The 12,585-nt window shown below is 71.7% G+C and carries 8 protein-coding genes; 4 read left to right on the top strand and 4 right to left on the bottom strand.

Annotated elements, in window-relative coordinates; all coding sequences use genetic code 11:
- Window positions 1-3: 3 nt before the first annotated feature.
- From KZQ38_RS11225 to KZQ38_RS11210, 4 genes are all read right to left on the bottom strand, one after another.
- Window positions 4-1,818: an AGE family epimerase/isomerase gene (locus KZQ38_RS11225; RefSeq protein ID WP_219440922.1), complete on the bottom strand. Its 1,815-nt coding sequence runs from the start codon at window positions 1,816-1,818 to the stop codon at window positions 4-6.
- 65 nt (window positions 1,819-1,883) lie between these two features.
- Window positions 1,884-2,549 carry a DJ-1/PfpI family protein gene (locus tag KZQ38_RS11220; RefSeq protein ID WP_219440920.1) on the bottom strand — a complete coding sequence of 222 codons (666 nt, stop codon included), beginning with the start codon at window positions 2,547-2,549 and terminating at the stop codon, window positions 1,884-1,886.
- A gap of 7 nt (window positions 2,550-2,556) precedes the next feature.
- Entirely contained in the window at window positions 2,557-4,167 is a 1,611-nt protein-coding gene (locus tag KZQ38_RS11215; protein ID WP_219440919.1) for a thiamine pyrophosphate-binding protein, read from the bottom strand.
- 89 nt (window positions 4,168-4,256) lie between these two features.
- Complete coding sequence (locus KZQ38_RS11210) at window positions 4,257-5,081, bottom strand: type 1 glutamine amidotransferase domain-containing protein (RefSeq protein ID WP_219440917.1); 825 nt, start codon at window positions 5,079-5,081, stop codon at window positions 4,257-4,259.
- 296 nt (window positions 5,082-5,377) lie between these two features.
- Between KZQ38_RS11210 and KZQ38_RS11205 the strand changes: the two genes are divergently transcribed.
- Genes KZQ38_RS11205 through glgB form a run of 4 tightly spaced genes read left to right on the top strand, consistent with a single transcriptional unit; the run spans window position 5,378 to window position 12,459 of the window.
- On the top strand, window positions 5,378-7,369 hold the full coding sequence (locus KZQ38_RS11205) for a maltotransferase domain-containing protein (protein WP_219440915.1): 1,992 nt from the start codon (window positions 5,378-5,380) through the stop codon (window positions 7,367-7,369).
- 4 nt (window positions 7,370-7,373) lie between these two features.
- On the top strand, window positions 7,374-9,041 hold the full coding sequence (treS, locus tag KZQ38_RS11200) for a maltose alpha-D-glucosyltransferase (protein ID WP_219440913.1): 1,668 nt from the start codon (window positions 7,374-7,376) through the stop codon (window positions 9,039-9,041).
- Window positions 9,038-10,315, top strand: coding sequence for a maltokinase N-terminal cap-like domain-containing protein (locus tag KZQ38_RS11195; RefSeq protein ID WP_219440912.1), 1,278 nt, complete (start codon window positions 9,038-9,040; stop codon window positions 10,313-10,315). Before treS ends, KZQ38_RS11195 begins: the two co-directional genes overlap by 4 nt.
- Window positions 10,312-12,459, top strand: coding sequence for a 1,4-alpha-glucan branching protein GlgB (gene glgB, locus KZQ38_RS11190; RefSeq protein ID WP_219440910.1), 2,148 nt, complete (start codon window positions 10,312-10,314; stop codon window positions 12,457-12,459). The genes KZQ38_RS11195 and glgB overlap by 4 nt, the downstream gene beginning before the upstream one ends.
- The last annotated feature ends 126 nt before the right edge of the window (window positions 12,460-12,585 follow it).

The following is a 12,585-nucleotide window of genomic DNA, read 5'->3' as shown; positions in this document are numbered from 1 at the left end:
CCGTCACCGCTCGACGGGCGCCAGGTGCGCCCGCACCGTCACGTCCTGCCGCGAGTCCGGCAGGCGCACGGTCATCGCCACCGGGTCGAAGTCGGCGTGCGGCCTGCCGTCGACCTCCACCCACTCCAGCCGGGCCGTGCCCGCGGGCAGGGCGTCCGGCGCGACCCGCAGCACCCGGTCCCGGAAGCCATCCGGCCGGGGCTTGAACCACAGCGTCAACGGGCCGCCACCACCTAGCAGGCGACCGTACACAGTGGACAGGAACGCCAGTTCCGCCGAGTGGTACATGGACATCGAGTGGCTGCCCTTGAGCCGTTCGGTGCCCAGCAGGTACGGGTGGCCGTCGGCGAGGACGTTGAAGTACACGCCGCCCTCGTCGTGGTCGAGGAAGAACGCGTTGTAGAACGCCTGCGCCTCCCGGCCGTGCTTGACGAACTCCGCGTCGCCGGTGGTGCCGGCGAGGATCAGGTACGCGAGGATCGCCTGCTCCTGCTGCCACCACGCCTTGCGGTCGTGCCACACCAGGCGGTGCGTGTCCTGCCCGACGCCGAGGACCCGCTGCACCACGTCGTACCAGCCGCCGCGCTGCCGGTCGCTGCCGTACGCGGGCAGCGAGCGGGCGATGCGGTCGGCGAGCGTGGTGTAGGAGTCCTTGCCCTTGATCGCGTTCATCCGCATGAGGTTCCACGCGATCTTCAGGTTGTGGCCCACCACGGCGCGGTCCTGCTGCCAGCCGTGGGTGCGGTCGGGCGACCAGTCGCCGTGGAACCGCTCCTGCACGAACGGGCTGGTGGCGTCCGGGAAGTGCTCGACGATCAGGTCGAACGTCTCCTCCAGCATCCGCGCGTGCCGCTCCTCGCCCGTCGCCAGGTAGAGGTTGATCAGGTAGGCGGGCGCGTGGTCGCCGATGGAGTTCCAGTTCTTGCGCGACCGGTTGGGTCCCAGCGACTCGTGGTGCGGGCTGAGCAGGATCGGGTCGATGTGCGAGTAGTAGCCGCCGCGCACCGGGTCCTTGAAGAACCGGTCGAACAGCCGCAGCGTGCCGTCGATGTCGTCGGCGATCCGCGGGTCGCCGGTGATCCGGTAGGTCTGCGTCGGCCCGGCCAACGCGTAGATCTGCTCGTAGGCGGGGATGGACTGCGCGTCGTCGCTGAACTCCGACGCGAAGCACCGCGACTGGATGCCGTCCCGCACGTCGATCCCGTGGTACCAGTAGACGACGTTCTCGTCCCGGTCCACGAACCGCATGTTGTCGCGCAGGTACTCGGTGCCGCGCTCGGCCACGTCGAGGAAGTCCTCGTCGCCGGTGAGCATGTACGCGCTGGCCATGCCGTACACCAGCCGGGACACGGTGTCGGTCTCCTGCACGTGGTCGTCGGCCTTGTCGCCGCCCAGGCGCAGGATCGTGCGGTAGTCGGCGAAGTCCACCGGGTTGCTCGCGCCGAACTGCGCGTGCCGGTAGAACCGGGCCAGCTCGGCGAGCTGGTGGGGCCACCAGTCGGCCTCCTCGAACCGGTACGCCAGCCCCGGTCCCACCAGCACGATCCGCTTGGCGTCGAACGTGGTGGCGCCGCGCTCGGGGTAGTACAGGCCGTGCGCGAACACGTGCCTGCCGGCCACCAGCACGTCCACCATCGGCTCGGCCACCGGCCGGGTGGGCTCGCCGAGGTTGCGGATCAGCTCGGCGTGGGTGTCCTTGGTGACCCGCACGCGCACCTCGCGGCCGTCGCTGGTGCGCAGGTCCAGCGCGCCGCGGGTCGGGTCGAAGCGGACCACGTACCCGGCGACCAGGTCGGAGAAGACGAAGTCAACGGCCATCGGGGGTCACCTTGTCGTCGTGTCGTCGGCGGGGCCCGGCCGGGCTGGCGCCGGGCTGCGGGTTGTCAGCGGCCACCGGGCGTCACCCCGAACCCGCGCAGCATCCGCTGGCGGCTGCGCATGGTGCCCTCCGGCGTGCGGGCCGCGATGAGGTCGATCAGCGTGCGCGCGAACAGGTGCGCCGCGTCCGCGCTGCGACCCGTCACCAGGTCGCCGTCCACCACCACGTCCTGGTCGGTGTAGACCGCGCCCATGTTGCGCACGTCGCCGATCAGGTTGTTGTGGCACGTGACGCGGCGGCCCGCCACCACCTCGGGGATCGGCGCGACCAGCCACATGCCGTGGCAGATGATGCCCTTGAGCACGCTGGGCGTGTCGAAGGCGCGGCGCAGCAACCGCACCGCGGGCGCGAGGGCGTTGACGTCCTCGGTGTACCGCAGGCGGTCCGACACCATGCCGGACGGCACGATCACCGCGTCGTAGCGGCGCAGCCGCGCGTCGTCGACGGCCTCCAGGTCGCCGGTCACCGTCAGCGGCACCTGGTACTCGTGCCCGGTGAACGTGATGGACTCCTGGCCCCACAACCGGGTCAGGTACTCGATCGTCGCGCCCTCCTCGGCGAACCTCCGCTCGTAGTAGTGGATCTCGGGTTCGACGTAGTCGGTCTCCATGAAGATCGCGATGGTGCGGCCGGCCAACCGGCCGTTCTCGCGCCTGGGCAGCGTGGGCATCGGCGGCCTACTTCGTGACCAGGTCGAGCAGGAACGGACCGGTGGCGGTGAGCATCCGCCGCACCGCGCCCGCGACCTGGCTCGGCTTCTCCACCCGCATGGCGTCCACGCCCATGGCGCGCGCCAGCTCCACGAAACCGATCTCGGGCCTGCCGAGGTCGAAACCGGACGGGTACTCGTGGCGGTCGATCCCGCGCTCCCGCCAATACTCCTCGATGTTCAGGTCGAGCAGCTCGTAGCGGTGGTTGTTGCAGATCACGAACTTCGCCGCGACGCCCTCGCGGGCCGCGGTCCACAGCGCCTGGATGGTGTACATGCTGCCGCCGTCGCCGGTGAAGCCGATGACCTCCGCGTCGGGGCGCGCGATCTTCGCGCCGATCGCGCCGGGGATGCCGATGCCGAGCGAGCCGCCCCGGGTGGAGAAGTAGTTGCCCGCCACGCGTGGCGGCAGGTACTTCGTCAGGCCGGGCGAGGCGGTGAGCGCCTCGTCGAACAGCACCAGGTCGCTGCCGCCCTGCTCGGCCAGCTCCGCCGCGAACAGCTCCATCATCGGCGCGTTGGGCTCGGGCCGGGGCCGCCGCCACACCGCGGAGGACCGGGCGGTCGGCCGCCTGCCGGCGGCGGTGAGCCGTTCGGCGATGCCCGCGAGCGCGTGCTTCGGGTCGGCGGCGAGCGCCACGTCCACCGGGTGGTTCTTGGCGATCTCGTAGGTGTCCAGGTCGATGTGCACGATCCGCGCGTCCGGGCGGAACGGGTTGTCCAGCGACGGGAACACCTCGGGGAACACGTAGGTGCCGACCACCAGCACCGCGTCCGCGTCGGCGACGATCCCCGCGCTGCGCGCGCCGAACATGTGGCCGAGCTGCCCCTGCCACAACGGGTGCGTGTTGTCCATGTTCAGCTCGGAGCTGTCCACGCCCCACACCGGCGCGTCCAGCAGCTCCGCGACGCGGGTCAGCTCCTCCTGCGCGCCGGACACGGAAACGCCGTCGCCCAGCAGGATCAGCGGGTGGTAGGCGCCGGACAACGCCGCCACCGCCCGGTCCAGGTCCTGCGCCACCGGCACCACGGCCTGGCTGGGCACGGTGGTGGGGACGGCGGGCTCGGTGTTCTCGGCGTCCAGCACGTCCATCGGCAGCGCGACGAACACCGGGCCGCGCGGCGCGGTCATCGCGGTCTTCACCGCGCGGCGCAACGTGCGCAGCAGCGACGACGGGTGCGTGACGCGGGTGGCCCACTTGGTCACCGGCTTCGCCATGGCGACCAGGTCGGTGGCCATCTGCGAGTCCATCGCGTCGTACCGGACACCCGCCTCGCCCGCGATGACGACCAGCGGCGAGTGACCGCGCATCGCCTGGTACAGCATGCCGATGCCGTTGCCGAGGCCGACGCCGGTGTGCAGCTGGACCAGCGCGGGCCCGGCCGTGGCGCGGGCGTAGCCGTCGGCCATCGCGATCGCGACGGTCTCCTGGAGCGCCAGGACGTACTCGAAGCCCGGCACGCCTTCCAGGATGTCGAGGAACCCCTCCTCGACGGTCCCGGGGTTGCCGAACATCCGGGTGAAGCCATCGGCGGCGAACTGCTCGAAGATGGCCACTTTTCCCGGCCTTGCGGTCATGACCGACTTCCTTCCGATTCGTTGGCGCGCGCCGCGCCGCGCCGCACCGGTGCGTGCCGGGGCGGCGTGGCGGGCGCGGGCGGGAGCACTCAGAAACCGAACCGGCGCAGACCCGATTCGAGGACCTCGACCAGCTTCTCGCCCGCCGGGAACGAGTCCGGCGTGGACCGCGCGGTGATGAACGGGTAGTCCACGATCACCGACACCTCCTTGCCGACGTTGCCGTGGTAGGCGCCGTCGGGTCCGGTGGCGTCGCGCAGGATGTACTCCAGCGGGTACGGCGGCGGGCCCATGTTGAAGTCGACCCCGATGAAGCCGGTGCCGTCCTTGTAGTCGTACTCCTTGCAGTGCCCGGTGACGTGCTTGCCCCAGATGATCGACTTGCGGTCCTCCCAGTCGCGGGCGAAGGCCAGCGGTGCGACGCCGTAGCACTCGCCGACGATCGGCTTGTCCGCGCGCAGGAACGCGAGGATCAGCTCGTGCAGCCGCTCGTTGTTGGCGAGGTCCACGATCGGGCCGGAGCCGCCGACGATCACCAGCGCGTCGAACTGCTTGATGTCGTCGTCGAGGTTGCCCAGCTCGCGGTTGTACGCCTCGATCTTGCGCAGGTAGTCCGGCTCGCTGAAGTACGGGCGGTCCGGGATCCACTCGGCGAGGCTGATCGGGTTGTCCAGGCGGGAGGACTCGTCCAGCTCCTTCGCGGCCACCGCGACCTCCGGCGTGGTCACCGACCGGCCGAGCGGCGGGTCGATGTAGCCGGGGTCGAGGCTGGGCGGCAGGGCGCGGGCCCGCGCGCCGGTGGGCGTCGCGAAGACCGACTGGTAGCCCTGCTCGTCGAACGTGGCGACCGGGCCGAGCAGTTCCTCGCCCCAGTAGCCGTATTCCGAGAGGACGATCAGAATCTTCTTCGTCATCGTTTCTCCGTGGCTGTCGGTCGACAGGAGCGGTGAATTCCCCTGCCGACCGCAAGCTTGGTCACCGGACCGGCCGGCAACAAGGAAGGCACCGGTCGGCGGCATCACTCCGTGCAGTGCGGCGGGAAGTTAACGCGAAACCCCGGGGACCACCCCACCCCGGCACTACGTCACTTCGCCCTGGTCGGAGGCCGTAGTTGCTGGTCACGAACTTTCCGAACCGATTGAGCCGCAGTAATTCCCGCGCCGACCGTGCGGCAAACTTTTGTTTGATCCACCGAGAAAGGACGGCAGCAATGTCCGGCCGAATCTATGTCGAAGATGTGACGCCGGTGGTCGCCGCCGGACGTTATCCCGCGAAAGCCGTAGCGGGTGAACACGTCCCGGTGACGGCGACCGTCTGGCGGGAGGGGCACGACGCGGCGGGCGCGACCGTGGTGTGGCGGGGACCCGGGGACCGGGTGGCGCGGCAGACCGGCATGACGCTGGTGGACCCGGGTGCGGACCGCTGGTCCGCGGTGATCGCGCCGGACCGCACCGGCGCGTGGACGTTCCGCGTCGACGCCTGGTCCGACCCGTGGGGCACCTGGGCGCACGCGGTGCGCGCCAAGCTCGACGCGGGCCAGGGCGCGGGCGAACTGGCCAACGACCTGGCCACGGGGGTGGCGCTGCTGCGCCGCGCGGCGTCCTTGAAACGACCGCGTGCCGAGCGCTCCGCCCTGCTGGCCGCCGCCGCGGTGCTCGCCGACGAGTCGCTGCCACCCGGCAGGCGCGTCGCCGACGCGCTGGACTCCCCGGTCGCGCGGGCGATGCGGGACCGGCCGCTGCGGGAACTGGTCACCAGGGGCGAGACCCACCACCTCCAGGTCGACCGCACCCGTGCCGCGCACGGCGCCTGGTACGAGTTCTTCCCCCGCTCCACCGGTGGTCTGGACGCCGACGGCCGACCGGTGCACGGCACCCTGGCCACCGCCGCCGACGCGCTGGAGCGCATCGCGCGGATGAAGTTCGACGTCGTCTACCTGCCCCCGATCCACCCGATCGGCGAAGTGCACCGCAAGGGGCGCAACAACTCCCTGACCGCCGAACCCGGCGACGTCGGCTCGCCGTGGGCGATCGGCTCCCGCGACGGCGGCCACGACGCCGTCCACCCCGACCTGGGCACCCTCGTCGACTTCAAGGGTTTCGTCGAACGGGCCCACGAACTGGGCCTGGAGGTCGCCCTGGACCTGGCGCTCCAGTGCGCGCCGGACCACCCGTGGGTCACCGAGCACCCCGAGTGGTTCACCACCCGGCCCGACGGCTCCATCGCCTACGCCGAGAACCCGCCCAAGAAGTACCAGGACATCTACCCGCTCAACTTCGACCGGGACCCGGAGGGCCTGCGTGCCGAGGTGCTGCGCGTGGTGCTGCACTGGATCGGCTACGGGGTGCGGATCTTCCGGGTCGACAACCCGCACACCAAGCCGCCGGACTTCTGGCACCGGCTCATCCACGAGGTCAAGCGCGAGCACCCGGACGTGCTGTTCCTGGCCGAGGCGTTCACCCGCCCCGCCCGCCTGTACGGGTTGGCGCGCCTGGGTTTCGACCAGTCGTACACCTACTTCACCTGGCGCGACACGAAGGCCGAGCTGACCGCGTTCGGCGCGGAGATCGCCGCGCACGCGCACGAGGCCCGCCCCAACCTGTTCGTCACCACGCCGGACATCCTGCCGACGAGCCTGCAATCCGGTCTGCCCGCGATGTCCGCGCTGCGTGCCGCGCTGGCCGCGACGCTCGCGCCGACGTGGGGCGTCTACTCGGGTTTCGAGCTGCACGAGCACGCGGCGCTGCGTCCCGGTGGCGAGGAGTTCCTGGACTCGGAGAAGTACGAGCTGCGACCACGCGACTTCGACCGCGCCCTGGCCGAGGGCCGTTCCCTGGAACCGTGGCTGACCCGCCTCAACGAGGTGCGCCGCGCCCACCCGGCACTGCGCCAACTGCGCGAGCTGACCTTCCACCACGTCGACAACGACGCCCTGATCGCCTTCTCCAAGACCGACCCGGCGACCGGCGACACCGTGGTCTGCGTGATCACGCTCGACCCCGGGACGCCGCGGGAGGGCACGCTGCGCCTGGACCTCGCCGCGCTCGGCCGCTCGCCCGACGAGCGGTTCACCGCGCACGACGAGGTGACCGGGCAGACCTGGCGCTGGGGCGCCGAGAACTACGTCCGGCTCGACCCCGCCGCGGCCGTGGCGCACATCGTCGACGTCGGCCACCCCGCACGTCGCTCGGAAGGAGCGTGACCCGATGTCGGATCTGTTTGGCGTCGACCCCGCGACGCAGCCGGACTGGTTCAAGCACGCCGTGTTCTACGAGGTCCTGGTGAGCGCCTTCGCCGACGCCAACGGCGACGGCATCGGCGACCTCGCCGGACTGGAGTCCAAACTGGACTACCTGGAGTGGCTGGGCGTCGACTGCCTGTGGCTGCCCCCGTTCTACGCCTCGCCGATGAACGACGGCGGCTACGACATCAGCGACTTCCGCGCCGTGCGGCCCGAGTTCGGCGAGCTGTCGGACTTCGTGCGCCTGCTGGACTCCGCGCACCGGCGCGGGATGCGCGTCGTCACCGACCTGGTGATGAACCACACCTCCGAGGCGCACCCCTGGTTCCAGGAGTCGCGGCGCGACCCCGACGGGCCGTTCGGCGACTTCTACGTGTGGAGCGACACCGACCAGCGCTACGACCAGACCCGGATCATCTTCGTCGACACCGAGAAGTCCAACTGGACCTGGGACACCGAGCGCGGCCAGTTCTACTGGCACCGGTTCTTCGCCCACCAGCCCGACCTCAACTACGACAACCCGGCCGTGCAGCAGGCGATGCTCGACGTGCTGCGGTTCTGGCTCGACCTCGGCATCGACGGCTTCCGCCTGGACGCCGTGCCCTACCTGTTCGAGCGCGACGGCACCAACTGCGAGAACCTCGCGGAGACCCACGACTTCCTCAAGCTGGTGCGCAAGGTCGTGGACGACGAGTACCCCGGCCGGGTGCTGCTCGCCGAGGCCAACCAGTGGCCCGCCGACGTGGCGCACTACTTCGGCGACCCCGAGGTCGGCGGCGACGAGTGCCACATGGCGTTCCACTTCCCGCTCATGCCGCGGTTGTTCATGGCGCTGCGCAAGGAGTCCGCCCTGCCCGTTTCGGAGATCCTGGCCAGGACGCCCGAGATCCCGTCCGGAGCGCAGTGGGGCATCTTCCTGCGCAACCACGACGAGCTGACCCTGGAGATGGTCACCGACGAGGAACGCGCCTACATGTACGGGGAGTACGCCAAGGACCCGCGGATGAAGGCCAACGTCGGCATCCGCCGCCGCCTCGCGCCGCTGCTGGAGAACGACCGCGGCCGGCACGAACTCCTCAACGCCCTGCTGCTGTCCCTGCCCGGCTCCCCCGTCCTGTACTACGGTGACGAGATCGGCATGGGGGACAACATCTGGCTCAAGGACCGCGACGGCGTCCGCACGCCCATGCAGTGGACGCCCGACCGCAACGCGGGCTTCTCCACCGCCGACCCCGGCAAGCTGTGCCTGCCCGTGGTCAGCGACGCCGTCTACGGCTACCAGGCCGTCAACGTCGAGGCGCAGGCGGGCACCCCCGCGTCGTTGCTGAACTGGACCCGCCGGATGCTCGCCGTGCGCCGCGAGCACCCCGAGTTCGGCACCGGCGCGTTCCGGGAGCTGGACGTCGACAACACCGCCGTGTTCGCGTACCTCCGCGGCGACGCGCTGATGTGCGTGTTCAACTTCTCCAGCCGCCCGCAGCCCGTCGAGGTCAAGCTGCCCGGCCTGGACGGCCTGGTCCCGGTCGAGCTGACCGGCGGCACGCGGTTCCCCCGCGTCGTCGGCGAGCGCTACCAGCTCACCCTGCCCGGCCACGGCTTCTACTGGTTCCGCTGGGAAGGCGGTGCGGCATGACCACCGCCCCGGACCCGCTGGGCGCCGCCCTGGCCGCCTGGCTGCCCGCGCAGCGCTGGTACGCGGGCAAGGACCGGACCACGACGACCGCCCGCGTCGAGCGGGTCACCACCCTCGTCGACGGCGACCCCGCCCTGCTGCACCTGCTCGTCGCCGCCGACGGCGAGCGGTACCAGCTGCTGCTCGGCCGCCGCGCCGAGCTGCCGCCCGCCCTGGCGGACGCGTGGATCTGCGACACCGACGCCGGCGTCCTCTACGCCGCCACGCACGACAACGAACTCATGTCCGCACTGCCGGCCCGCCTGCGCGATCGCGCGGGCGGGCCCGGCCCCGCCCTCGAACCCGAACCCGGCGCGCGCCTCGCCTACGGCCTGCCCGCCCGCCCGGTCGCCGCCGAGCAGAGCAACACCTCCCTGGTCTACGGCGACCGCCACATCCTCAAGCTGTTCCGCCGCGTGCTGCCCGGACCGCACCCCGACGTCGAGCTGCACCGCGCCCTGCACTCGGTCGGCGCCCAGCACGTCGCCCGGGTCCTCGGCACGATCACCACCGAGGTCGACGGCGAGCGCGCCGCGCTCGGCATCGTGCAGGAGTTCCTGCCCGACGCCGTCGACGGCTGGACCCTCGCCACCACCGGCGACCACGCCGCCTTCACCACCGAGGCCGCGGAACTCGGCCGCGCCCTGGCTCGCGTGCACGCCGCGCTGCACCGCGCGTACGGCCCCCGCAACATCGCCGTCGACACCCTCGACGACACCGCCGACCGCCTGCACCGGCGGCTCACCGCCCTCGGTGCCGGCACACCCGAACTCGTGCCGCACGAACCCGCCCTGCGCGCCGCCTACGACCGGCTGCGCGACCTGCGCGGACCGTTCCTGCTGCAACGGGTCCACGGCGACCTCCACCTGGGTCAGGTGCTGCGCTCCGGCGGCCGGTGGACCCTCATCGACTTCGAGGGCGAACCCGGCCGCCCCCTGGCCGAGCGCAACGCGCCGCGGCACGCGCTCCAGGACGTCGCCGCCATGCTCCGCTCCTTCGACTACGCCGCCCACCACGACGGCGGAGCCGACCCCGACCGGGCTCGCGTGCTGCGCGAGGCGTTCTGCGCCGGCTACGCCGACGTCCTGGACGACCCGCGCCGCCAACCCGTGCTGCTGCACGCCCTCGAACTCGACAAGGCCGTGTACGAGGTGGCGTACGAACGGGCCCACCGGCCCGCGTGGACGCACATCCCGCTCGGCGCGATCAACCGCATCCTGGGGGACCGCGGATGACCACCGTCCGACCCGAACTGCTGCCACCGCAGGAAGAAGTCGACCGCCTGCTGGTCGGCGACCACCCCGACCCGCACGCCGTGCTCGGCGCGCACCCCGCCGGCCCGGACACCGTCGTGCGCACCCTCCAACCCGGGGCCACCGCCGTCCACGTCCTCACGGACCACGGCCGCCATCCCCTCGCCCACGTCTCGCACGGCCTGTTCGCGGGCTTCGTGCCCGGCGAACCGACCCCGTACCGACTGGAAGTGGAACGCGCGCCCCGCACCGACGTGGTCACCGACCCGTACACCACGCCACCCACCGTCAGCGACGGCGACGTGGCGCTCATCGGACGCGGCGAACACCCACGGCTGTGGGACGTGCTCGGCGCGCACCCCAAGGACGACGGCGTCGCGTTCGCCGTGTGGGCGCCCAACGCACGCGGCGTGCGCGTCGCGGGGGACTTCGACGACTGGTCCGGGCGGGGCAACCCCATGCGGCACCTCGGGTCCGGCGTGTGGGAGGTGTTCGTGCCGGGCGTGCGACCCGGCTGCCGCTACAAGTTCCGTGTTCTCGGCGTGGACGGAGCGTGGCGCGAACACGCCGACCCGATGGCGTCCGCCACGGAAACGCCGCCCGCCAACGCCTCCGTGGTCACCACCACCCGGCACCGGTGGACCGACGACGGCTGGCTGGCCCGCCGCGCCGCCACCGACTGGCACGACGCGCCGATCAGCGTCTACGAGGTGCACCTCGGCTCCTGGCGCGCCGGGCTGTCCTACCGCGAACTGGCCACCGCGCTCGGCGACTACCTGGTGGAGACCGGGTTCACGCACGTCGAGCTGATGCCCGTGACCGAGCACCCGTTCGGCGGGTCGTGGGGTTACCAGACCACGTCGTACTTCGCGCCCACCGCGCGGTTCGGCACGCCCGACGAGTTCCGCCACCTGGTCGACCACCTGCACTCGCTGGGCATCGGCGTGCTCCTGGACTGGGTGCCCGCCCACTTCCCGCGCGACGCCTGGGCACTGGCCCGGTTCGACGGCACGCCCCTCTACGAGCACGCCGACCCGCGCCGCGGCGAGCACCCCGACTGGGGCACCCTGGTGTTCGACCTCGGCCGGCCGCAGGTCCGCAACTTCCTGGTGGCCTCCGCGCTGCACTGGCTGGAGGAGTACCACCTGGACGGCCTGCGCGTGGACGCCGTCGCCTCGATGCTCTACCTCGACTACTCGCGACGCGACGGCGAGTGGCTGCCCAACGAGTTCGGCGGGCGGGAGAACCTGGACGCCGTGGCGTTCCTGCGCGAGCTGAACACCGCCGTGCGCACGCGGGTGCCGGGCGCGGTGGTGATCGCGGAGGAGTCCACCGCGTGGCCGGGCGTCACCAGCGCCGACGGGCTCGGGTTCGGGTTCAAGTGGAACATGGGCTGGATGCACGACACGCTCCACTACCTGCGCAACGACCCCGTGCACCGGGTCCACCACCACGGGGAGATCACCCACTCCGTCGACTACGCGTGGAGCGAGCGCTACATGTTGCCGCTGTCCCACGACGAAGTGGTGCACGGCAAGGGGTCGCTGTGGCAGCGGATGCCCGGCGACGACCACCGCAAGGCCGCGGGCGTCCGCACGCTGCTCGCCTACCAGTGGGCGCACCCGGGCAAGCAGTTGTTGTTCATGGGCGGGGAGTTCGGGCAGCCGTGGGAGTGGAACGCCGACGACTCGCTCGCGTGGTGGCTGCTCGCCGAGCACGGCGGCATGAACTACCACCGGGGCATCCAGCGCATGGTGGCCGACCTGAACGCCACGTACCGCCGTGAACCGGCCCTGCACACCTTGGACCACAGCCCCGACGGCTTCGCCTGGACCCGTGCCGACGACGCGGAGCACAACGTGATCGCGTTCCGCCGCATCGGCTCGGACGGCTCGGTGCTGGTGTGCGTGGCCAACTTCGCGGGCGTGCCGCACGAGGACTACCGGCTCGGGCTGCCGCACGCCGGGACGTGGCGCGAAGTGCTCAACACCGACCGGCGCGACTACGGCGGGTCGGGCGTGGTCAACGACGCGGTGCGCGCCACCGCCGAGCCGCTGGACGGGTTGCCCGCGTCCGCGTCCCTGCGGCTGCCCGCCACCGGGGTGGTGTGGCTGGCCCCGGCGTGAGGACGCGGGGGCCGGGTGCGTGGCCCGGCCCCCGCGACCTGCGCGGAGGTCCCCTGCCGGGGTGGTTCGCCACCCTCGGCGTTCACCCGCTCACCGGTGCGGTGTAGCTTGCGCGTGAAAGGGGTA

Origin of the sequence: Saccharothrix obliqua, assembly GCF_019375475.1 — a bacterium.
GTDB classification, from domain to species: domain Bacteria; phylum Actinomycetota; class Actinomycetes; order Mycobacteriales; family Pseudonocardiaceae; genus Actinosynnema; species Actinosynnema obliqua.
The sequence above is the reverse complement of the archived record's forward strand: the minus strand, read 5'-3'. Positions and strand labels throughout refer to the sequence as shown.

Coding starts and splice junctions, on each gene's coding strand:
- KZQ38_RS11225 (WP_219440922.1), bottom strand. CDS start 1,818: ATGGCCGTTGACTTCGTCTTCTCCGACCTGGTCGCCGGGTACGTGGTC.
- KZQ38_RS11220 (WP_219440920.1), bottom strand. CDS start 2,549: ATGCCCACGCTGCCCAGGCGCGAGAACGGCCGGTTGGCCGGCCGCACC.
- KZQ38_RS11215 (WP_219440919.1), bottom strand. CDS start 4,167: ATGACCGCAAGGCCGGGAAAAGTGGCCATCTTCGAGCAGTTCGCCGCC.
- KZQ38_RS11210 (WP_219440917.1), bottom strand. CDS start 5,081: ATGACGAAGAAGATTCTGATCGTCCTCTCGGAATACGGCTACTGGGGC.
- KZQ38_RS11205 (WP_219440915.1), top strand. CDS start 5,378: ATGTCCGGCCGAATCTATGTCGAAGATGTGACGCCGGTGGTCGCCGCC.
- treS (WP_219440913.1), top strand. CDS start 7,374: ATGTCGGATCTGTTTGGCGTCGACCCCGCGACGCAGCCGGACTGGTTC.
- KZQ38_RS11195 (WP_219440912.1), top strand. CDS start 9,038: ATGACCACCGCCCCGGACCCGCTGGGCGCCGCCCTGGCCGCCTGGCTG.
- glgB (WP_219440910.1), top strand. CDS start 10,312: ATGACCACCGTCCGACCCGAACTGCTGCCACCGCAGGAAGAAGTCGAC.